Consider the following 23617-nt stretch of genomic DNA (forward strand, 5'->3'; position numbering starts at 1 on the left):
CCTTGGGATGGTTGATTAACGGCTATACCGCTGCTGAATAAATTGCGCGCACAGCATCAAGGTTAAGCTTATCAATACTGCCAGACAGGCCATCGCCATACCGCTGCCGATGGAACCTTGCTCAAACTGGCGCCAAACAAAAATCGACACGGTTTGCATACCCGCAGGCGCCAGTAACAACGAGGAAACCAGCTCTCGTGATGCCACCGCAAACACCAACATCATCGCCGCCACTAAACTCGGTAAAACCAACGGAAATAAAATCAGTCTCAGTGACGTCATTAACCCTGCGCCATGAACCCGTGCCGCATCGGATAAACTGCCGCCAATTTGCGTGAATGCCGCACTGCAATAACGCACGGGATAAGGCAGTAATAAGCAACTATAAGCGAGCAATAAAATTCCCCAAGTATGATAAGGCGTGATGGGCCAAAACGGTTGATTCCACGCCAAAATAAGCCCCACTGCGACCACAATGCCGGGAATGGCAATTGGCAGCAATGAAAGCCCATCCAGTAAGGCTGCTCCACGGATCCGCTGCGCGACGACCAGCCATGCACATAAAAAACCCAATATCCCCGTCAATATCGCTGTTGCCGTTGCGAGAGAAACGCTCGTCAATAAGGCATCGAGGGCTTCCGTATGGCTATTTAATAGCCCAGAAAAATGCCGGAGCGTTAGGTTATCCAGCGTCAATCCGCCAGAAACCGTATTGGAAAATGCCGTGCCAAACATAGCCAGTAACGGCATGCCAACCGCGCAAAGCGCCACGAAAGAAAACAAACACACCACGGGAATACGCCAAATACCCAATGAGCGTGTCACCAATGCCGCGGCTTTGCCCGTATTCGTCGCCACATTGCGCCCAGATACTAACGAACGCTGTAAGGTGTAAGCCAGTAGCGCCAAACTGGCTAATACCAATGACAGCGATGCTGCTCCCGGTAAATCTATCGGCCAATCGGCAAGACGCTGCTCGATATCCGTTGTCAGAACCCGAATACCATTCGGCGAGCCAATCGCTGCGGGGATCCCATACTCTTCAATCGCTAAAGTGAAGACCAGCAATAAACCAGCGGCAATCGAGGGCAAAGAGAGAGGCAATGTCACTCGCATAAATGCCTGCCATGCGGATGCCCCATGAACTTGCGCCACATCCGCCAGCCGGTTGCCATTCGCAGCCATGCTGCGAGATACCGCAAAGTAAAGAACGGGAAATAAATTCAATGACATAATCACCACCATTCCCCCAAGGGAAAATAGCGCGCTGCCGGGGCTAATACCAAATAATTGCTGAGAATAACCATTCGGTTGCAAGGTTAACATCCATGAAAGCCCTGCAATATACGGTGGAATTAAAAATGGGATCAAAAATAGTAAGTCCCAAATACGGGCAAAAGGCAGGTTAAATAACCCACGTAAAGCCCCTAATGGAATGGCTATCACGGCACTCACCAGCGCCACACCTAAACCCAGTAAAAGCGTATTTTGCAGTAAATTTGCCAGTTCCGGTTCATTAAATAGATGGATAATCGGTTGGAAAATTTGGCTGAAATCCCCTTGTCCAAAATGCGGAAATAGCGCTTGTAACACAATAAAACTCAAGGGAATAATCACTAAAATCGCCAAGGCGATTAAGATCGAGAATGGCAATAAACGACGAGTCATCATCAGAAAATCAGCTCCTGCTGGGTCGCTAATGCCACCCAGCGGCGAGGAAGAGAAAACCGTTAGCGGAAAATCCCACTAAAGCGAGATAACACGCTGCTGCGCTCTGCACTATCAGTGGTCGGTTCTGGCAACAGTGTTAACGTCGAAAAATCAGGGCGCTTACCGGCAACATCCATTCTGGCTGGCATCAACCAGGCATCTGCCACGATTTTCTGACCTTCAGGGGAGAGCACGTAATCAATAAAAGCCTTGGCTTCATTTTGCTGTTTACTGCTATTTAAAATCATCATTGGACGTGGTGCGATGGCCGTTCCGCTGCTTGGGAAAATCACCTCGATGGATTCACCTTCCGCGATGCTACCATAAGCCACATAGTCGACTGCACCAAATACAGCCGCTTTTGCTCCTTGCAACACAGGCGTTAACGCTTGCGCATTCGGACCAGAAATCACCATGCCGTTGGCTTTTAATTCAGAGAATAGTGTCCATGCGGCTTCTGGTTTCGCATTCTGTAATCCCAACAATAAGTCTAACGATGCCCCTGACAATGCCGGGTCTGGCATGGTGACTTTATCCTTAAAGACGGGCTGCGCTAAATCTGCCCAGTCCGTTGGTTTCGGCGTGCCACTTTTACTGTTCCAAACGATCCCCAATGCGGAGATCCCTTGCGCCACATAGTATGGCGTTTTAAATTGCGCAGGCACTTTTTCGGCATTCGGGCTTTCATACGCCAGTAACCAACCTTTTTGTTGAAGGTCTACCGCGGTATCCCATGAAGCAGAGATCAAGACATCCACACGCGGGTTGGCTTGTTCCGCCTCTAAGCGCGCCATCACTTTACCTGTCGTAGCCTGAAAAACATCCACTTTCACGCCCGTTTGCTTTTCATACCCTGCCGCTAACTGTTTTGCCATCGCCCCTGGACCTGCGGTATAGACGGTCAATGCCTGGGAAGAAGCGGAAAATAGTGCACAGGATAATCCTAAACTCATTGCGATACCTTTCATGGAAAAATGATTTGATAACATTAGCTTTTGCATAACAGAGTCTCTCTTCATAAGGTGGTCAAACTGTCTATTTTGCCGTTTTGGATATGGGCAATTTGATGCGCCAATGCATGGGCTTCAGCCGGATCGTGCGTGACATAAACGGCGGTAATTTCTAGTGAACGAAGTAACTGCGCCATCTCATCACACAGAGCACGGCGCAAGGCAACATCGAGGTTAGAAAGGGGTTCATCAAACAGTAAAATTTCAGGTTCCGCGATAATGGCGCGGGCTAATGCCACCCGTTGCTGCTGTCCGCCTGAAAGGTCGGCAGGTTTACGCTTAGCAAACCCCGCTAATCCAACCCGCTCTAAGGCTTGGTTCACCCTATCCTCTATCGCTTGACTCGCCACTTTGCGCATACGTAAAGGAAATGCCACGTTCTGAAATACGGTCATGTGCGACCAAAGTGCATAATCTTGAAACACCATACCAAGATTGCGCTGTTCCGGCGGGACAAGTCTCTGGGAACTTGCGACCAGCTTTTTATTCAAGAAAATCTCACCTGAGCTTGGTTGCAATAACCCCGCTAACAGCTTCAATAAGGTACTTTTACCGCAACCAGAGGGACCTAATAGCGCTAAGATAGAGCCTTTTGCAACAGTCAGATCAATCCCATCCAACACCGTTTGATGAGCAAAAATTTGAGAGAGTTTGTGAATAGAAATCATCGGATGCTGCGAAGCAAATTGCGCATTCGCTGCGTTAGCTTTTTGAAAAGCATCCTGACTCCCATTCAATGAAGAGAGTGCGTTTAACATACATTGTTATCCTCTTTGGGACTTAATCGTTATCGAGGATGCTACGAAAGGAATGGGTCAGTGAGATGACAAATTTATGATGGAATAATGACAGGGTGAATAATACTGGCGGAACTATTAATAGTATAAATAAAACAGGAAAGGATGAGTCTTTTCACCCTTCCCGTCATTTTATTCAGTCGTCGATTGCGCTTGATGGACTGCAATATAACGCTGATAACGCTGCGGTTTTAAGCGGCTTAAATCCACCAAAACTAAACCGTCGATGCAGTCGTTGAACGCAGGGTCGGTACCAAAATCAATAAACTGCACCCCACCTGGCTCACACAGCTCGGTGTACTGTTTATACAGCGTCGGAATAGAGCAGCCAATATTGCTCAGTAAGCTTTTTAGCTTCACCAAATCTTCTTGGTAATTATTACCATCAAACTGAGCTAAAACCTGTGGTAGTGATGCCGGGTAAGGCTTACGAGATTGCGCCATTGCCAACTCAGAGGAAAAATAGAGGCGATAAAATGCAATCAGTAAATCACGCGCAGCAACGGGCATGCTTCCAGAGATAGACACTGGACCAAATAGATAACGATATTGCGGATACTTCGCTAAATACGCGCCAATACCTAACCAAAGATAATCTAAGCCGCGTTTACCCCAATAGGCAGGCTGAATAAAACTGCGCCCTAACTCAATCCCTTGAGCCAAAATAGGCATCATGTCTTGGTTATAGTGGAACAGGCTATTACTGTAGATCCCCTCTAACCCTTTTTTCTCTAGCTGCTGCTCCGTCGGCACAAATCGGTATGCGCCCACCACTTCTAAATCCTCTTCATCCCATAAAATAAGATGGTAATAATCGTCATCGAAACTATCGAGATCACGGCGTCGACCGGAGCCTTCCCCCACCGCACGAAATGCGATTTCCCGCAATCGTCCTAGCTCACGTAAAATTGGCGTTCGCTCTTCTTGCTGACGCTGATAAAGGTAAATAATTTTACCATCGGGAGTCACGCCTAGTTGCTCACAAGCCGCTAAAGCCTTTTTCAGTTCAATACGATCTTCGGGTAACGCGATTGGGGCTTCACAGGTAAACAGCCCCGCTTTTCCTTTACCTAGCAGATACACATGACGACGAAACCGCTCTGCCAGCTCATTATCATTCGTTCGCCCGTCATACCATTGAGAAAACGGGATGCGCCCACCGATACGTAATTTGATGCGATTATTGCGCTGCTTGAACATTTCGTTCACCAGCATCAAAGCCGATAGTGGCTTATACACCAAGGATGTTGTGTAGAACAGCAGGCTGTTACGAGCTTGCACATGCACAGGAACAATCGGTGCGCGAGATTTGGCGGCTAAACGTAAAAAACCCGTGCGCCAATGGCAATCACTAATGCCTTTCGTGCTCCAGCGAGATACTTCCCCCGCAGGGAAAACAACCAAAGCTCCTTGGTTATCAAGATGAGATTGCATACCGACGACTTGCTGGCGGTTGGTGCGGTTGCCAACATTATCAACAGGAATAAATAAGCTTTGAAGTGGCTCAAGGTAACTGAGCATTTGATTGGCAACGATTTTGACATCTGGTCGAACCGTTGCGACTGCGCGTAAAATGGCGAGCCCATCAAGAGAGCCAATCGGATGATTTGCAACAAATAAAACCGGACCTTGGCTTGGGATGTTTTCTAAATCCCCGTCGCCTAATTCGCAACGGACATTCAAATCATTCATAAATTGCTCGACAAGATCGAGCCCTTTTAGATGTGGGTAATCTTCAGCAAGCTGCTGGAAATCTCTTTCATGTAGTAAACGCTTTAATAATTTCCGTTTCCAAGCGGGCAGTGTTTGCTGCGGAAAAGCACTTTCCAGTAAAGCATCAACACTAAACATAATGAAGTCCTCTCACATGCGCGTTATTGGCAAATTTAAGTCATAATAATGACGAATAAATAACCACTTTGTGACAAGATTATGAAATAAATTATGCAAGAACTATACGTCATTGTCCGAGAAACCCTCGACACTTTTGACGATTTCCTCTCCATTTAGCTTTTGTTTACTTTTTACCTAAAAATATTTCCTTTTTATTCAGTTAATTACAAATTCAATCTCCGCTAAAAAAACTGGCACAAACCCTGCATTAGCTCTCCTGAAAGAGCGGGAAACCGCTACACAAAAATAGAGGAGCAATGTTGATGGAAAAAGTCATCACCGTCTGCCCGTATTGCGCCTCAGGCTGTAAAATCAACCTGAAGGTGGAGAACGGGAAGATCATTGGCGCAGAAGGCGCAAATGGTCACACAAATGAAGGGGAACTTTGCCTGAAAGGTTACTATGGCTGGGACTTCATTCATGACACGAAAATTTTAACGCCGCGTTTAAAAAACCCGATGATCCGCCGTCAGCGTGGTGGCAAATTAGAGGTCGTTTCTTGGGAGGAAGCCATTGAATTTGCAAGCTCCCGTTTATTAGCAATCAAAGAAAAATATGGTCCAAAAGCCATCATGACGACAGGTTCTTCCCGCGGTCCGGGTAACGAAGCTAACTTCGTGATGCAAAAATTTGTTCGTGCAGCGGTCGGTAGTAACAATATCGACTGCTGTGCTCGTGTCTGACACGGCCCTTCGGTTGCAGGTCTGCAGCGTTCGGTCGGTAATGGCGCAATGAGCAACTCAATTGTTGAAATTGAGGATACCAAATGTATTTTTGTCTTCGGTTATAACGCCGCGGACTCACACCCTATTGTCGCTCGCCGGATTTTAAAAGCGAAAGAAAAAGGGGCACAAATTATTGTCTGCGACCCGCGTTATATTGAAACCGCGCGTATTGCAGATATTCACTTACCACTGAAAAATGGTTCGAATATCGCGTTATTGAATGCGTTAGCCTACGTTATCATCGAGGAAAATCTGTATGACCATGCCTTTATCGAGGCACATACCGACAAATTCGACGAATATCGTGCATTAGTGGCGCCGTATACCCCTGAGTCGGTTGAAGAGATCACTGGCATCAAAGCTGAAGATATTCGCAGAACCGCACGGATGTACGCTAAAGCTGAAAATGCCACCATTTTATGGGGCATGGGTGTCACTCAGTTCTATCAAGGGGTGGAAACTGTTCAGTCTCTCACCAGCTTGGCATTACTCACTGGTAACCTTGGTAAGCCGCATGTGGGTGTGGGTCCTGTACGTGGTCAAAATAACGTACAAGGTGCCTGCGATATGGGGGCTTTACCGAACACGCTACCGGGCTATCAGTATGTTTCGGATAAAGCGGCTCTCGATAAATTCGCCAAATTCTGGGGCATTGACGCTATGCCGGATGAAAATGGTATTCCGCTGAGTGAAGTCCCTCACTTTATCGATGAAGGTATTCTAAAAGCGCACTATGTGATGGGTGAAGATCCACTACAAACTGAGCCGGATTTAGCAACGATTCGCCGCACGTTCGACAAACTTGAGCTGTTAATCGTGCAAGATATCTTTATGACCAAAACCGCGTCGATTGCAGACGTGATTTTCCCAGCAACGTCTTGGGGAGAACATGAAGGTGTCTATACGGCAGCTGACCGTGGTTTCCAACGCTTCTATAAAGCAGTTGAACCTGTGGGGGATGTGAAAACTGACTGGGAAATCATCAGTTTAATGTCAACTGCAATGGGCTACCCAATGCACTACAACAACACCAAAGAAATTTGGGATGAGCTACGTGAGCTTTGCCCGATTTATTTTGGTGCGACTTACGAGAAAATGGCGGGATTGGCATACATTCAATGGCCATGCCGTACATTAGAAAGTGAAGGCACCGAGTACCTATATGAAGGTGGTAATTTCGATACACCAAATGGTCGAGGTCAATTCTTTACTTGCGAATGGCGCCCACCAATCGACCAAGTCAGTACTGAGTACCCAATGGTTCTTGCCACCGTGCGTGAAGTGGGTCACTACTCTTGCCGCTCTATGACCGGTAACTGTAAAGCCCTCGCATCTCTTGCTGACGAACCGGGTTTTGTTCAGATCAATACAGCCGATGCGAAAGCGTTGGGCATTAAAGATCAGGAACTGGTTTGGGTCTGTTCACGACAAGGTAAAGTCATCACTCGCGCAAATATCAGCGACCGCCCAAATAAAGGCGCTGTATATATGACGTATCAGTGGTGGATTGGTGCTTGTAATGAACTGGTCGCCGAGAACTTAAGCCCAATAACCAAAACACCAGAATACAAATATTGTGCGGTGCGTATTGAGCCAATCGCGGATCAACATAAAGCCGAGCATTATGTTGTTCAGGAGTATACGGGGATCAAGCGTCGCTTACGTGAGGCAGCCGAAGGTTTGTAGTTTATTTTGACGCTTTGCACTGTAGGAATGCGTCTATAAAGCAGACCTACAGTGCAAATTATATTAAAAGCTACCGATATTAAAAATCACATAGCGATAATAAACATCGCCCTTCAATAAGTGATTAAAATAAAATATTAATCGCCATTAAAAACTATTTAATAAAAAAATAACCTTCCAACAAAATAATCAACATCCTTTATTTTCAATTCTTTTTTCCCTTTTTCTTTTTTCTGTTTTTTTAATACTCTCCAATCTCTAAATAATTCGCGTTGTGGCTAGGCGGCAGACGCAGCTAAGCCCTAGGAGCATACACAAGTATGTGACTAGGGTTAGTAAGGATAGCCAACAACGCCACGGCGTGAAGTATGACGAGATTAAGTATGTGACTCGAGTTAGCAAGGCCAGCCAACAACGCCACAGCGCGAATTATGACGAGATTAAGAGATTACTGGAATAGATCTTGAACACTAATCCCAAGTCTCTGCATCCTCGACAACAGCGTTGTTCTCTTTAATCCCAATCTCATAGCCGCTCCTCTCGCTCCGGCAACCACCCCATTGGTGGCTTTCAGTGCTTCAATAATGCGGTTTCGCTCATCATCGTCGCTCTCTGGTGCATCCGTCTGCATTTTTCGCTCTAATGCACTGGGCTTATTCAGAGCTTCTTTAATACGAGATGGCTTTGGGATATTTAACTCATGCAATTGAATATTCAGCGTATTCCCACGGGTTAAAATCACGGCACGTTCAATCACATTTTCCAGTTCTCGTACATTGCCTGGCCATGGGTACAAGGATAGCTGCGCCAATGCATCGCGAGGAATACAATCAATTTTACGGTTCATACGCTGCGCCATTTTCTTGGTAAAATAGGTCGCAAGCAGCGGAATATCTTCTGGTCGCTCACGTAATGGCGGGATAACAATCGGGAACACATTCAAACGATAATAGAGGTCTTCACGAAACTCTCGGCCTTCCGTCATCGCCTTTAAATTGCGATTGGTCGCTGCCACAAGGCGCACATCCACAGGGATAACTTTATTGCCACCAATGCGCTCAATCTCACGCTCTTGCAAAACACGTAATAATTTTGGTTGTAAATCCAATGGCATATCGCCAATTTCATCTAAAAACAGCGTGCTTTTGTCCGCCATTTCAAAGCGACCAATATGGGTGCTCGTCGCACCTGTAAATGCGCCTTTATCATGTCCAAACAGGTCGCTTTCTAATAAACCTGTCGGAATCGCCGCACAATTCATTTTAATCAGTGAACGTTGATGGCGATTGCTAAGCTGATGAACGGCTCTGGCAATTAACTCTTTACCAGTACCCGTTTCACCCAAGATGAGCACAGTGCTATCGCTACGCGCTACTAAATCCACTTGTTCCAGCACTTCACGCATCGCCTGACTTTGAAAGACAATTTCGCTGAAACTATTGGTGTTTTGGATTTGCTCATTGAGCCATAAATTTTCATTTTTCAGGCTATCTTTGAGGCGCGTGATCTCGCCATACGCTGCGGCATTGTCTACGGCTATTGCAAAGCGTGCCGCCACTTGTTTCAACAAAGTGCAGCTATCTTCGGTGAAAATCCGGTCATCTTCATGAGATAATACCAAAACACCCAATGGCTTATGATTGAATGCCAACGGTAACAGCAAAGTTTCCGTCATCCCTTCAGCACACAAATTTTGATACAGAGGGTCTTGAGTTTGACTATCGAGCGTTAAGCGCAGCGGTTTGTTGCTCTCTAAGACTTGAGCGAGATCCGCATGCAGTTCATTAAGATGATACTGGCTTTTTTTAACCGGTTTTGAGCGTTGATAATGGCTTGAATAACAAAGATAAACCGCGGAACTGACATTATCACAAAGGGCAACGCTAATTTGGCTAATACCAAAAAATCGGTAAATTTCTCGCGAAACTTCAGCCACTAACCCATCCATTTCAAGATGAGAAAGCACTGAGTTAGTGATGTCCACAAGGATCCTGAATTGGTCACGTTCATGACGAATTTGTTCGGTGGTTTCGGATATGCTCACAAAATCTCCAATCTCGTCCTAATCCGCTACATTGCTAAGTCATTTATTTATTTTTCTGACTAACAATAATGAGAATTAGTTAGAGTTTTAAATTTTCATTTATAAACGACTTATTTATCAATAATAAAAATAAAAAAGTTTAATACTGTGATTAATGCGATTGCTGTTTTTGATTTAATACTAATATTGTAGTCATTATTTGAAAAAATAATATCAGAGTCTGATTTAAGTTTGATCCATTCACCTATTTTAGATATTGGCTGATTTAACCCAATATCTGCTTAATATCGATTTCATGCCTCTCGTCAATAATGTCGAAAACCGTGTCGAATATGAAATTTCTATTTTTTCGTGATTACCCTATAATATCTAACCGAATGATTTTATTAAATTAATTTATTTAACGAATTTGGCACGATCCATGCTTATCTCTAGGTATTGTCAGGATAAGACGAGGCAACCGAAATAAACCGGATCCCATGCCCGTTTACGATCATTCAGGAGAATATGATGAACCGTTTCATCATTGCAGACCCAAAGAAGTGCATTGGCTGTCACACCTGTGAAGTGGCTTGTGTGGTCTCCCACCAAGAGCAAGAAACAGGGATTGCCACCGTTGTAAAAGATGAGTTTTTTCCACGTATTCATGTACTCAAAGGCTATACCGTCAGCACAGCAGTGGTGTGTCGCCAGTGTGAAGACGCCCCGTGTGCCAATGTTTGCCCTAATGGCGCCATCAGCCGTAAAGATGATTTCGCGTATGTAGACCAATCTAAATGCATTGGTTGCAAAACCTGTGTTATCGCTTGCCCTTACGGCACCATGGAAGTGATTAGCCGCCCAGTTGTACAGCACACCACCGCACTCAATACCATTCCACAGTATCGTGCTGAGGCGCATAAATGCGACTTATGCCATACCCGTGAAGGTGGACCAGCTTGCGTAGAAGTCTGTCCTACAGAAGCCTTAATGGTCGTCGACAGAAATAAAATGGATGAAATTATCAAGGAACGCCGTCGTCGCGCAGCCTTTGAAAATCCAGCGGATATTTTGTCTTAAGGAATGACAAATGCATGAAGTTGCCTTATGCCAAAGCGCATTTGAGATTATTGAACAGCACGCTAAACGCAACCATGCTCGGCGGGTGACGGGTGTGTGGTTAGAACTCAGCGCCGTCTCTTGCGTAGAGGAATCCGCCGTGCATTTTTGTTTCGATATTATCTGCCGTAATACCCTCGCCCAAGGTGCCGAATTACATATCGTGATTTCCCCTGCACAAGCACAATGCCGAGATTGTCAGTATCAGGTACAAATAACCAAATTTGGTGAAGGATGCCCCCATTGCGGCAGCCAAAATTTAATTGTCGACAGTGCTAGCGCCATGCAAGTGAAGCAGATTGAAGTTGAATAACCCGTTTAGGAGCCAGTTATGTGTTTAGGTATTCCCGGTCAAGTGGTTGCCGTTGGTCAAACCCCCATGGATAGTGCCCAAGTGGATGTTTGTGGTGTCCAGCGTGAAGTGAATATTGCCCTCGTATGCGAAGGGGATACCGAGAGCATGGTCGGTAAATGGGTATTAGTTCACGTCGGTTTCGCCATGAGTATTCTTGATGAAAAAGAAGCTAGAGATACCTTAGAAGCGTTAATGGCAATGGAAGAAGTTGAGGAAGATGTAGGGTATTTTCTGCGAGGAAACGCGTGATAGCACGTGTTTATTCCCCCCACTGCTTTTTGTATTTTGCACCTTTTTACGCATCAAAAAAACCTGACACACTTTTGTGTCAGGTTTCATTAATTACCGTTTTACTCAATCAAACTATCAATCACACTCTGTAATTAGATAGCTTCAACTGGCACATAAACTGGCCACCAAGATTATGTTCTCACCATTTCGACTTCAGAATCACTGGCGTTAACCCCTGCTACGCCTTGGCTTTTCGCCATACGTAAAACAGCAAGAGCAACGATACTTGAAGTGATACGTAAATCTTCATTCGATGGTAATAACGATGCACCTTCTGAGCCTAATGTTGCTTGACTTGCCACGGCTTGAACTGCGGCAAAAATCATTTCATCGGTAATTTTAGTGGCTTTAGACACGATAGCACCGAAGCCTAGTCCCGGATAAAGCGCAGCGTTATTTGCCTGACCGATTTTGTAGCAAACACCGTTATACATCACATCATCAAATGGCGCGCCCGTTGCCACAAACACTTTACCTTCAGTCCATTCAATTAAATGCTGTGGTGTTGCTTCATGCAGTAATGTTGGGTTTGATAATGGGAAAATAATTGGGCGTTCAACGTGGCTTGCCATGCTGCGAACGATATCTTGAGTGAAAGCACCCGGAGTGGTTGATGTACCAATTAAAATTGTTGGTTTTACATTCTCGACAACTGTTGCTAAGTCAATAATACCTTTAGCTTTATTCTGTTTCGCAAGGATATCCGCCATATCCGGCCAGCGGGTTTGTGCTTCAACAGAAACATCAACAATCTTTCTTGGATAATTGGCAACATCTTGGCTGTTTTTCGCATAATCTTTTTGGAAATACAGTAAGCTGTCGACCATGTCAGTTGTCAGTAGTCCCGGCAAGTCAATTAACCAAATGCGAGAAATGGCTTCTTCACGAGATAGGCCACTACGGATCATTTGGTCACGAATTTGGTCTGCAATACCACAACCCGCAGTTCCTGCACCAAAGATAACCACCTTTTGCTCCGTCCAAGGCGTTTTACTTAATTTCACCGCATTCAATAAGCCCGACAATACAATGGCACCCGTGCCTTGCACATCATCGTTAAATGTCGCGAAATTCGCTCTGTATTTATCCAAAATGCGACGCGCATTTGTTGAACCAAAATCTTCCCAGTGCATCACTGCATTTGGAAATAGCTTTCTTGCCGCTTTGACATAAGCATCAACAAAATCGTCATAGACTTTGCCTTGAATACGCTCATGACGATTACCCACATACGATGGATCATTTAACAGTTTTTCATTGTTAGTCCCGACATCGAGAACAACAGGAATAACACTGTGAGGATCTACACCCGCAGCGGCAGTATAAACAGCCAGCTTACCGACTGAAATATCGATACCATTAGAACCCCAGTCTCCGATACCTAAGATTTCTTCTGCGTCAGTGGTCACGATCAATCGAATATCACCACCTTCAGCACCGAATGCACGCAGCTTTTCTTCGATTAATTCAGGTTCATTAATACTGAGGAAGATCCCGCGAGGACGAGTAATAATCTCGCTATAGTTTTCAATAGCATCGCCGACAACTGGGTCATAAACAACTGGCAGCATTTCCAGCATATGACGTTGTAATAATGCATAGAACAATGTCACGTTATTATCGTGCAAACGCCACATGTAAATATGTTTATCTAAATCAGAATGGCATCCACGGTAAGCGTGATAAGCACGGTTTAATTGTGTTTCCATATCCTCAGTTACAACAGGAGGAAGAATACCATTTAAGTCCAGCGCTTTGCGTTCTTCTTCAGTAAAAGCCGTTCCTTTATTTAATGATGGATCGCGTAATACTTCATATCCTCTTGCAGTGGTTTTAATTTTACGAATGTTATTTTCCACAACAACTTTAGCTTGTCGATTATACATAATTAATACCTTTTAATTTAAATATTATAATTCAGAGAAAACTACGCGCCAGATAGACCATTTCCTGTCATATCAATCGGATTAACATATTTATTAAAATCTTCTTCACTTATTTTTCCAGAAGCGATTGCAGATTCTTTCAATGTGATATTTTTCGCTATTGCATTTTCAGCAATATGCGCTGCATTTTGATAACCAATAATTGGGGATAATGCCGTCACTAACATGACACTATTGTCCACATACTCGGTTATTTTCGTATTATTTAATTCAGTGCCTTCTACTGAATATTCCATAAATTTACGACAACCATCAGAAATAATACGAATGGAATGCAGGAGGTTATTAATAATTACCGGTCTCATCGCATTTAATTCAAAATTACCTTGGCTACCTGATATCGCAATCGCAGCATCATTCCCCATAACCTGAATACCAATCATGACCATCGCTTCACATTGGGTTGGGTTGACCTTGCCGGGCATGATAGATGAACCAGGTTCATTAGATGGCAATATTAATTCGCTGAAACCACAACGAGGACCCGACGCTAGCCAGCGCATATCATTCGCAATTTTGATCAGTGCCACTGCCAGTCCGCGAATAGCCGCATGTGTGCGAACTAATGCATCAAGAGAGCCTTGAGCCGTAAATTTGTTGGGTGCTGTTATAAACGGTTTTTGAGTTAATTCCGCTATCTTATCTGCGACATCTTTTGAAAAGCCTTTTGGCGCGTTTAATCCTGTACCAACAGCCGTGCCGCCAACAGCAAGTTTATAAAGATCTTGCTGACTACGTTTAATGTCATCTAGCGCATCGCGTAATTGACCCGCCCAACCGTGCCACTCTTGTCCCACGGTTAAAGGCACTGCATCTTCGAGGTGGGTACGACCGATCTTAACGACAGCCATCCACGAATCAGCTTTCTTTTCAATAAGTTGAATTAAATCTTCAATGCTCGGAATTAATTGTTCATCAAGCGCAAAAATAGCGGCGATGTGCATTGCAGTAGGGAATGTATCATTGGAAGACTGACCCATGTTGACATCATCATTGGGTCCAACGGGCAATTGTGTTCCTAATGAGCCACCGAGTAATTGAATAGCTCGGTTAGAAATGACCTCATTCACATTCATATTAGATTGTGTGCCAGAGCCTGTCTGCCATACATAAAGCGGATAATGCTCATCCAATTGACCATGAATAGTTTCATCAGCAGCGATAACGATCGCTTCTTTTTTCCATTCAGCTAATCGACCTGCTTCGCAGTTAACCAACGCACAAGCTTTTTTTACATAGCCATACGCGTGGTAAACCGATTTTGGCATTAAATCATCGCCAATATTAAAGTGCTGTAATGAACGTTGAGTCTGTGCCCCCCAATAACGATTTGCAGGAACATTTACTTTTCCCATGCTATCGAATTCTTCACGGGTGCCTGTTTCATTAATACCAATAGGGATGCTCTTATTTAGAATATAATCTGTCATTACAATAACTCCATTTTAAATATAAAACATATGAGCAATTCCTATACTAAGTTAAAAGAATTAATTAAACATCAAATACCAAACATACGTTTAAATAAGACATTAAAGGTATCAAGATAACAAAAATGTAGTTTAAAATATAAAAAATAAATTACCTGCCAATTTTTTATAAAAAATAATTATCGCAAACAGACTGTCTATTTCATCCAAAAATCATATAAAGACTAAAGTTTCAAAATAGCATTAAAAACAATATAATGTATTATCAATCTTATCTTTTAATGATAATTAAAATAAATTGAATAATTTAATTATATTAAGAATATCGTTAAATCACTGACATAAAAATAAATAACTCATTTATTGAGTTAAATATTTAAATTAAATAAACTTGAATTACAAAATAAACCAACAGAACAAAAATAACTACTGAAATATAAATGAAATAATAATATTTATTATACATAACATTATAAAAAAGAGCTAAAAACATGTTATTCATTTAAAATACAAGGTGATATGCCCAATGAGTTTATCTTCAGTTTAATATGCATTAATCTCAAAAAAATCATCCTTAATTATGCTTATGCAAAAATAAAGATCATCACAACTCAACAATACTGAAGAGAAGCACTTTATAATAGTGATAATACCCGCCTTAGTTAGTCATTGAACCGAGATTCACGCACAAAACGAGTGACGAGTTTAATATTCATATCGATGCCATATTAAACACTGGATTTACGCAATTTTAGAGGAATAACCAAGTTTTCAGGGTGGAAAGTTGTGGTTTTCAGTAAAAACCGCACTGCATCCCTGTAGCGCGGTCTATTTATTCCCTTAATATTCTATCCTTTAATTAAAGGCTTCCAGTTTATCGTTACTCACCCTCAAATAACCGGAATCCCCCTACCCCTTCCCATGTTGGTAAGGCTTGATAAACTTGCTCGACGGCGGCAACCACTTTGTCATTCATCGGCATATAAAAACCTACTAAATCGGGCTGAATGCCTAAGAAAATGATTTCTCCGACATCCTCTTTTAACTGGTCGATAAGAAAATTCAGCGGCAGGTTATGGGTGCTCATAATAAACATTTCAGCGATATCATCGGGGTCGATAACCCGGATTTCACCAGGTGCTAAACCAATATCCGCAGCATCCACAATTAATAAACGCTGAGGTTTTAACGCTCGCACTTGGTGAGAAACACTTTCAGGACTGCTGCCACCGTTAATTGCCACCCAGCCATCAATCGGGGCTTGCTGCATGAGGTCGAATAGCATTGGGCCTGCGCCATCATCCCCCATCATGCTATTGCCCACCGCCAGCATCAGGTTTTGCACGGGTGATGGGTTTTCTGAAAGAGGCTGATTTTCCGCTGAAGCTTTGGCTTCCATTGAAAAGGAAGGTTGAATTTGTCTGGCGACATCGCTCATCGGCTGCCGTTTCACGATCAAATATATTGCCGGCTCGCGCTCAATTTCACCGAGCAATCGAATCAGTGTGGCGCTCCATGCCTGATAGGGCGAGTTACTGTCTTTAGCGAAACTATCTAATGCTAACGCCAGCATATTAGTGTGGGTAGAATCGATATTAATCTCGCCGAAGGTGATCAAGCCCTGTAATTTGCGACGCGCCTCCCCTTCAGGAAGCGCATTCACCCATGCTTGGAAGCCATCTAACGGGCACTCTAACTCGGTTTTAAGGCAGTCAATCATCCCAACATGGTGACCAATCGCCAGTGAGTAATACATGACTTGTTGCGCATCTTCTGGCACGTCATCGTCACTGTCGACAAACTTCTGGCGCAGTGACCAGAAAATTACTTTCCCCGTTTCAGTCGCTGACTCACTCATTAATGCCCCCTTGTTGCAACACGGTCACGAGGCGGTTCACAATCTCACGCAACCGTGGGTCTTGCTCCTCGTCCATCCATGTTTGCATCGTGGCTTTCACTTGGCTTGGGGTTGCCCCATCGAGCAGCGTCAGGAAGCGATCACTGATTTCTCGACCTTGGTAATACCCCGCTTGGCGGCGCGATTCACGCTCGATCATCACGCGAGTGGCTAGAGGAATAGATGGCAGTAAAAGCTCCACTTTTTCCCCATCGGCTTCGCGGTGATCTTGCCCAACCAATTTCTGATTCAATAACCCTAATGCCACCGCGAAACCATAAATAGTCGCGGCTGGCGTTGGCGGGCAACCCGGGATCCACACATCAATCGGCACGATGTGTTCGCTGCCGCCCCAGACACAATACAGATCGTGGAAGATCCCCCCACCACAACCACAAGCCCCATAAGAGATACAGATTTTTGGATCCGGTGCAGATTCATACGCGCGCAGTGCAGGCATGCGCATCGCACGGGTAACTGCCCCTGTGAACAGTAAAATATCTGCATGGCGCGGAGACGCCACCACTTTGATCCCGAAACGTTCCGCATCGAAAACGGGGGTGATTGCCGAGAAAATTTCGATTTCACATCCGTTGCAACCGCCACAGTCCACGCGATACACATAGGCTGAACGCTTAATATCTTTCAGCAGCGTGCTTTTCAGTTTTGCCACCTGCTCATCGAGAACGATAGGCTGGCTAACGTGATGGTTTACGGGGATATTTGGCAGACTCATGATTTATCTCCCTGAATATGCAAACGAAAGTTCTGACGATCATTATTCAATAAATTGTTTTTTTGCTTACAGGATGGGCAAGTTTCATACATTGGGCGCAGGGCTTCAATACCGCCTTCCTCAATCCCCGATGCCACCATCAGCGCCATGGCATACTCCACGGATTTTTTCGGGGCGAATGCCTCACCGCATTGGCGACAATGTTGCAGGCGGAACGTCCCTTTCATGTACAAATCCGCTTTGTTCATTACTGCGGTTTCAAACTCTTCCGTTAAGTGAATGGCGCGAGTCGGACAAACTTCTTCACAGCGCGCACAATAAATACAGCGACCTAAAAACAGCTGCCAGCGGCGTTCACCACTTTCTAAGTCAGTTTCCATGGTTAACGCATTGGCTGGGCAAGCGGAAATACACGCGCCACACGCAATACACTGCTGCGGGTCGTATTCCGGTTTGCCTCTAAATCCGTGAGCCACTTCCAGCGGTTTGAACGGGTATTTCACCGTTGCGGTACCCGCATTACGAAGGGTTTTGAAAAGTTTAAACATGGTGTCCCTCCGTTATTTCATAATCGAATGTTTGCGCTCGATACTGTGCTGTTCGAGCTCTTTGTATGCCACGGTTTTCGCTTTGCGTTTTTTCACATCCACCAGCGTCACCCGGTCAGTACAGGAGTAGCAAGGGTCGAGGCTACCGATAATCAATGGCGCATCAGAAACGGTATTGCCTTGCAGCATATAGCGCAGCACTGGCCAGTTCGCGTAAGTGGCAGCACGGCAGCGCCAGCGATACAATTTTTGGTTATCGCCGAGCATGCTCCAGTGAACATCTTCACCTCGCGGCGCTTCGGTATAGCCCAGTGCAAATTTATGAGGCTGATAGGTAAAGCCTTCGGTCAGAATTGGACCTTCCGGCATATTGTCGAGGGCATATTCAATCATCGACAGAGAGTCCAATGTCTCTTTAATGCGTACCATCACGCGGGAATAGACATCGCAACCATCTAAAGTGAATAAGGTTTTTGGTAAATTGCCATAGTCAGCAAATGGATGATCAAAACGTACATCGCGCTTGAAGCCGCTGGCGCGGATCATCGGCCCCACAGGGCTGTAATCACGGGCAACTTGCGGGTCGAGGCGACCGACACCAACGGTACGCTGCTCCATATTTGGTGTGCTCAGCAACATATCCACCAGCTGGGTCACATCTTGGCGCATCTCTTTGACCAACTGAATGGTTTTCACGCGCTGCTCTTTTAAGAAGTCACGACGAACCCCACCAATTAAGTTGGTACCGTAAGTTTTACGGGCGCCTGTCAGTAATTCCGCCATGGTCATGGATTTTTCACGGACACGGAAAAATTGCATGAAACCAGTATCAAAACCGGTGAAGTGGCTCGCTAAACCTATATTCAGCAAGTGGCTGTGTAAGCGTTCTACTTCCAGTAACACACTACGAATAGTATGAGCGCGCTGAGGAACATAAATACCTAATGCGTTCTCAACTGAGGTGGTGTACGCCACGCTGTGGGTGAAGCCGCAAATACCGCATACGCGATCAGATAAGAAAGTGACTTCGTTGTAGCCCATACGGGTTTCAGCCAGTTTTTCCATTCCGCGATGCACGTAGAACATACGGTAATCCGCATCCACAATGCGCTCGCCATCCACAAACAGGCGGAAGTGCCCCGGTTCATCGGAAGTGATATGCAAAGGGCCAATTGGCACGATGCGGCTTTGAGTTTTGCTGTCGTTGATAAACTCGTAGGTTTCAGTGTCAGTGGTTGGCGCAGGGCGCTGGCGATAATCCATGGTGTCTTTGCGCAGCGGATACAGGTCTTCCGGCCAATCATCCGGTAGCACTAAACGACGCTCATCCGGCAAGCCCACTGGGCGTAAGCCGTACATATCTCGAATTTCACGCTCTCCCCATACAGCCGCAGGTACGCGCGGTGTAACCGATGGAAATTCTTGAGTGATTGGGCTGACATAGGCTTTCACCGTCACCCAACATTTTTCCCCCTCTTCCATCGACAGTGCGTAATAAACCGCAAACTGCCCATTTAGAGGACGCTCATCGTTCCCCCACAACACCGGCAACCAACCGCCGCAGCCGTAATAGAGGAATTCCACCACTTCTGGCAGCATCTCTGTTTTGACGGTAATGGTGACTTGGTTGGCGGTTTGCCACTCCTCTTCCAGCATGGCATGAGGAAATTTCTCGCGCACTTTTGCCAGATAGCCCGCGCCTTTGCGAACGCCCTGAAGGGTATCTGTATAATTCTGATAGCTCACGTTATTTCTCCTGCGATGAAGGTTCGGAGGTGCTTGCACCCCACGGCCATTGGTAATTTAAGGTGGTAATTTGGTGGTCGACTGTCGCGCTGTCTTTGAGCACGATCGTCGCGGCATTTTCCAGTAAGCGACTGACAGGCTGAGGAATATACGTCCCCATCACCAGCATCAGTACAATCAAAATCGCCATCGGTAATGTGGTTAAAATGCCCAGCTCACCACGCGCTACGCACTCTGGTTGTTCGCCAAATAGGGTTTTAGAGATCATGCGGATCAACCCGCCCAGCACCACCGTAATTAAGATCAGCACCAGCAAGGTTAGCCAGAAATGGTTAGCGACCAGCCCTGCCACCACAATCATAAATTCACTTAAAAAGACGTTGAATGGCGGCATACCGCCCAGTGCTAATGCACCACCCGCAAACACCACCGCGGTAAATGGCATAGTGCGCAGTAACCCTTTCACCACCGTAATATCGCGAGTGCCATATTTCAGTAAAACGTTACCGGAGCCGCAGAACAGCAAGGTTTTACCCAAACTGTGGTTTAAGGTATGCAGCAACGCAGCCAGTACACCCAAAGGTCCACCAATACCTAATGCCACCGCGATCAATCCCATGTTTTCCACACTGGAGTACGCCAGCAAACGTTTCATATCTTTTTGTACCAAGATAAAGAACGCTGCCACCGCCACGGACATTAATCCGAATACCAGCAGTAAGGTTTGCGTAAATTCGCCACCAATTGATGAGGTCACAATGATGTAGTAACGGATGATAATCAGCAGTGCGCAATTCAGCAGCACCGCAGACAGCAGCGCCGACGTTGGGCTTGGTGCTTCACTGTGCGCATCCGGCAACCATGCGTGCATTGGGAACAGACCCGTTTTGGTACCAAAACCGATTAACACAAATACAAAGGCAAGGTGCATCAGGGTTGGATCGAGAAGGTCGGTATATTTCAGGACTTCCGTCCAGAAGATAGCCATTTCAGGATCCGGCATGACGTTCACCGCATTGGCATACACTAAAATGGTACCGAACAGACCGAACGCCACACCCACGCTACAGATAATGATGTATTTCCACGCGGCTTCCAGCGAAGAGCGTTGACCGTAAATGCCCACTAAAAACGCGGAGCTTAAAGTGGTCGCTTCGACCGCTGCCCACATTAAAATCAGGTTATTACTGGTGATCACCAACAGCATTGTGAACAGGAACAAGTGGAAGAAACCGTAATAGTTACATAAGGTTCCAACACTGATTTCCCCTTCATGCACTTCATGGTTCATATAACCGATAGAGTACAAGCCAGTCAGGAAACCGACGATCCCCAAGATAGCGAGGAATAACCCTGCGAGGCTATCAAGGTGGATCCAATGACCTGCCATCAGCAAGTCACCGACTTTATCTATCGTGCCAACCATCCAGAGCGATAACACCAGTAATACCGTGATCCCAATGGCATGGATCAAGGTGACGGGGATTTTTGCCCCGTTACCCATTAAGCGGCAGGCGAACGCCAGCAGTGAAATCACCAGCGGAGTTGCCATCAATAAGGTTAATAACATTGTTTGACTCATCTCATCACCCCTTCAGCGCGGTCAGTTGATCCACGTTCAGTGTGTTGAGCGTGCGATAAATTTTACGAGCCAATACCGCCATAATGATCACCGCAAATATGGCGTCTGTGGCGATACCAATTTCCACCAGCTCAGGGGCTTTATACGCCAGTAACGCGAGGGTTAGGTGGGAGCCATTTTCCATGAGGCAGTAACCAAAGGCTTGCTTGAGAATATTGCGTTGAGTCACTATACACAGCAGCCCCAACATAAAATGCCCAAGAGAAACCGCTAATGCAGGTTTTAAATCCGCCGCCAACGGCAATTTAATTGGCTCGACCACAAACCAGCACAGCACCACAATCACCGCTGCTGCTAACATCAACCAAGCTGGGCTAATCACCCCGCCGTTCGCGGTTGGGTCAGACAATTTTCGGAAGGCGTAGCCCATAATCAGCGGAACCAAAACCACTTTGGTGGCAAACGCGGTACCTGCCCACATTGCCAATTCAGGTGCATTTAAGGTGTAGGAAAGCGTGCCGAAAATCGCCACTAACACCAGCGACTGCAACGCATAAAACCAACAAGAGATCACCGGCTTTTTCGCGCCGATCACCAGCAGAGACGTGATCATCATCAGCCCTGCTAAATTATTTACAATCATTGAACCAGTCATACTTTCTCTCCCTTAACCGAGCCAGATGACGGCAATAACACTAGAACAGAAGGACATCACGATCAGTAAGCCGATAACCCACTGCATTGCCCAAGGAACTGCGCTGCCGTTTGCCACTTCTTCGCTAGGTTCACCCGGAACCACTTTGCCGAACCAGTACAGTAACCATGCAAAGCTCGCGACAGATTCAATCAGTACCAACACCATAATTGGCGTTAATACCCAGAACTGTTCCGACAGCGCGAAGCCCGCTGCAAAGATAGGGAATTTACTGAAGAAGCCATTCAGTGGAGGAACACCTGCGATGGCGAGTGCCGCCACACAGAAGCCCACACCGAGTAATGGATAGCGTTTTGCTAAACCACGTAAGCGCGGCAGCATACGTGTACCACAGCTATAACTCAGCGCACCTGCCACTAAGAAGAACAGGCTTTTCGCAAAAGCGTGGTTGAAGATATACGCGATACCGCCATCGAAGGCTTCTTTGGAACCGAAAACGGATAAGGATAAAGCGAGGAAAATATACGCCAGCTGCGTGATGGTTGACCACGCCAGCAGACGTTTCATGTCTTTCTGCGGCAGGTACATCATAAAGCCATACACCAACGTAATGACCGCCATCACGACACCCACCCAACCAATGATTTCTGGCACATGGGTAGAAGACATCAAGCCACGGGCAAAGATATAAACACCCACTTTCACCATGGAGGCGGCGTGTAAGTAAGCACTAACTGGGGTGGGTGCTTCCATCGCATCGGGTAGCCAGGCTTGCAGTGGTAACTGGGCTGATTTACCCCATGCTGCAAACAGAATACCGCCAAACACGATCAGGCTTTGGGATTCACTCAAACGGTCAATGGCGCTCAGAGCAAAGGTACCCGTGCTGATAAACAGGGTTGCCGCCGCCATGTATAAGCCGAGTGAGCCAACATGGGTGATCAGCAAAGCTTTCATCGCTGAACGCTGGGATTTTTCAGTTTGGTAGTAACCAATTAGCGCCCAAGAACATCCACCGGTAATTTCGAAGAACACTAACTGCCCTAAGATAGTGGAAGAGAGCACAACCCCAGCCATCGCACCGATAAAGATCAGTAAGAAAGCGTAATAGCGACGAGTGGGTCCATGAGCGTGCTCACGGTTTCCTTCAGTGAGATACCCCGTTGAGTAGAGGCAAATCAAGAAGCCGAGGAACACGACCGCAAACGCAATCAGCGTGCTCACGCCATCCACAGTAAAACCGAACAGCGCGACATCACCCGTCTGAATTAACTCCAGTGTGGTGGCGACCTTACCGCCGTCTAAATAGAGCCAGCCCAGTGCCGCTGTTCCCAAAGAGGCTAGCAACGCCACTAAGGTACTTAGCCACGGCGCTAGACGGGTGGGTAGCACACTGACCAGCAACGCCCCGATGAACGGGATTATCAAGGTTGCTAGTGCAATATTCTCTAACATGCTTCGTCGCTCC

18 protein-coding genes and 1 pseudogene are annotated in these 23617 nt (G+C 45.8%); 4 read left to right on the forward strand and 15 right to left on the reverse strand.

Annotated features, from left to right (window positions below; genetic code table 11):
- Positions 1-15: 15 nt before the first annotated feature.
- From GKR61_RS13005 to GKR61_RS13020, 4 genes are all read right to left on the reverse strand, one after another.
- Positions 16-1668, reverse strand: coding sequence for an ABC transporter permease (locus GKR61_RS13005; protein WP_154599980.1), 1653 nt, complete (start codon positions 1666-1668; stop codon positions 16-18).
- Positions 1669-1730: 62 nt separating this feature from the next.
- A complete protein-coding gene (locus GKR61_RS13010; RefSeq protein ID WP_442959314.1) occupies positions 1731-2711 on the reverse strand; it encodes an ABC transporter substrate-binding protein in 981 nt (326 codons plus the stop codon).
- A gap of 14 nt (positions 2712-2725) precedes the next feature.
- On the reverse strand, positions 2726-3478 hold the full coding sequence (locus GKR61_RS13015; protein ID WP_154599968.1) for an ABC transporter ATP-binding protein: 753 nt from the start codon (positions 3476-3478) through the stop codon (positions 2726-2728).
- A 171-nt stretch (positions 3479-3649) separates the two neighbouring features.
- Positions 3650-5368 carry a lysophospholipid acyltransferase family protein gene (locus tag GKR61_RS13020; RefSeq protein ID WP_036949195.1) on the reverse strand — a complete coding sequence of 573 codons (1719 nt, stop codon included), beginning with the start codon at positions 5366-5368 and terminating at the stop codon, positions 3650-3652.
- A 305-nt stretch (positions 5369-5673) separates the two neighbouring features.
- Here GKR61_RS13020 and fdhF point away from each other — a divergent pair, with 305 nt between their 5' ends.
- Positions 5674-7821: a formate dehydrogenase subunit alpha gene (gene fdhF, locus GKR61_RS13025; RefSeq protein ID WP_154599969.1), complete on the forward strand. Its 2148-nt coding sequence runs from the start codon at positions 5674-5676 to the stop codon at positions 7819-7821.
- A gap of 448 nt (positions 7822-8269) precedes the next feature.
- Here fdhF and GKR61_RS13030 read toward each other — a convergent pair whose 3' ends face one another.
- Complete coding sequence (locus GKR61_RS13030) at positions 8270-9865, reverse strand: sigma 54-interacting transcriptional regulator (RefSeq protein WP_272537330.1); 1596 nt, start codon at positions 9863-9865, stop codon at positions 8270-8272.
- A gap of 510 nt (positions 9866-10375) precedes the next feature.
- On the opposite strand from GKR61_RS13030, the gene hydN reads away from it, so the two are divergent.
- From hydN to hybG, 3 genes are read left to right on the forward strand one after another with little or no spacing between them, the layout of a single operon-like run.
- The gene (gene hydN / locus GKR61_RS13035; protein ID WP_154639833.1) at positions 10376-10924 is read left to right on the forward strand and encodes an electron transport protein HydN; all 549 of its coding nucleotides are present in this window, start codon (positions 10376-10378) and stop codon (positions 10922-10924) included.
- Positions 10925-10934: 10 nt separating this feature from the next.
- On the forward strand, positions 10935-11276 hold the full coding sequence (gene hypA, locus GKR61_RS13040; RefSeq protein WP_036949189.1) for a hydrogenase maturation nickel metallochaperone HypA: 342 nt from the start codon (positions 10935-10937) through the stop codon (positions 11274-11276).
- Positions 11277-11294: 18 nt separating this feature from the next.
- Entirely contained in the window at positions 11295-11567 is a 273-nt protein-coding gene (gene hybG, locus GKR61_RS13045; RefSeq protein WP_036949187.1) for a hydrogenase maturation factor HybG, read from the forward strand.
- Between the two features lie 173 nt (positions 11568-11740).
- Here hybG and GKR61_RS13050 read toward each other — a convergent pair whose 3' ends face one another.
- The 10 genes and pseudogenes from GKR61_RS13050 to GKR61_RS13090 form a co-directional block, all read right to left on the reverse strand.
- Positions 11741-13495, reverse strand: coding sequence for an NAD-dependent malic enzyme (locus GKR61_RS13050; protein ID WP_154639831.1), 1755 nt, complete (start codon positions 13493-13495; stop codon positions 11741-11743).
- A 41-nt stretch (positions 13496-13536) separates the two neighbouring features.
- Complete coding sequence (gene fumC, locus GKR61_RS13055; protein WP_154599970.1) at positions 13537-14985, reverse strand: class II fumarate hydratase; 1449 nt, start codon at positions 14983-14985, stop codon at positions 13537-13539.
- Positions 14986-15865: 880 nt separating this feature from the next.
- Entirely contained in the window at positions 15866-16318 is a 453-nt protein-coding gene (hycI, locus tag GKR61_RS17735; RefSeq protein WP_154634725.1) for a hydrogenase maturation peptidase HycI, read from the reverse strand.
- Positions 16319-16438: 120 nt separating this feature from the next.
- A pseudogene (locus GKR61_RS17740) lies at positions 16439-16843 on the reverse strand (formate hydrogenlyase maturation HycH family protein); the annotation flags it as partial.
- Entirely contained in the window at positions 16836-17618 is a 783-nt protein-coding gene (locus tag GKR61_RS13065) for an NADH-quinone oxidoreductase subunit B family protein (RefSeq protein WP_154599972.1), read from the reverse strand. The pseudogene GKR61_RS17740 and the gene GKR61_RS13065, both read right to left, overlap by 8 nt.
- Positions 17615-18166, reverse strand: coding sequence for a hydrogenase 4 subunit H (gene hyfH / locus GKR61_RS13070; protein ID WP_036949180.1), 552 nt, complete (start codon positions 18164-18166; stop codon positions 17615-17617). Before hyfH ends, GKR61_RS13065 begins: the two co-directional genes overlap by 4 nt.
- A gap of 12 nt (positions 18167-18178) precedes the next feature.
- Positions 18179-19912, reverse strand: a complete 1734-nt coding sequence (locus tag GKR61_RS13075) for a hydrogenase large subunit (RefSeq protein WP_036949178.1) — start codon at positions 19910-19912, stop codon at positions 18179-18181.
- Position 19913: 1 nt separating this feature from the next.
- Positions 19914-21494 carry a hydrogenase 4 subunit F gene (locus GKR61_RS13080; RefSeq protein ID WP_154599974.1) on the reverse strand — a complete coding sequence of 527 codons (1581 nt, stop codon included), beginning with the start codon at positions 21492-21494 and terminating at the stop codon, positions 19914-19916.
- A gap of 4 nt (positions 21495-21498) precedes the next feature.
- Complete coding sequence (hyfE, locus tag GKR61_RS13085) at positions 21499-22149, reverse strand: hydrogenase 4 membrane subunit (RefSeq protein ID WP_154599975.1); 651 nt, start codon at positions 22147-22149, stop codon at positions 21499-21501.
- Between the two features lie 12 nt (positions 22150-22161).
- Positions 22162-23604 carry a hydrogenase 4 subunit D gene (locus GKR61_RS13090; protein ID WP_036949173.1) on the reverse strand — a complete coding sequence of 481 codons (1443 nt, stop codon included), beginning with the start codon at positions 23602-23604 and terminating at the stop codon, positions 22162-22164.
- Between the last annotated feature and the right edge of the window lie 13 nt (positions 23605-23617).

Source organism: Providencia sp. wls1916 (assembly GCF_009706585.1).
GTDB classification, from domain to species: Bacteria; Pseudomonadota; Gammaproteobacteria; order Enterobacterales; family Enterobacteriaceae; genus Providencia; species Providencia lanzhouensis.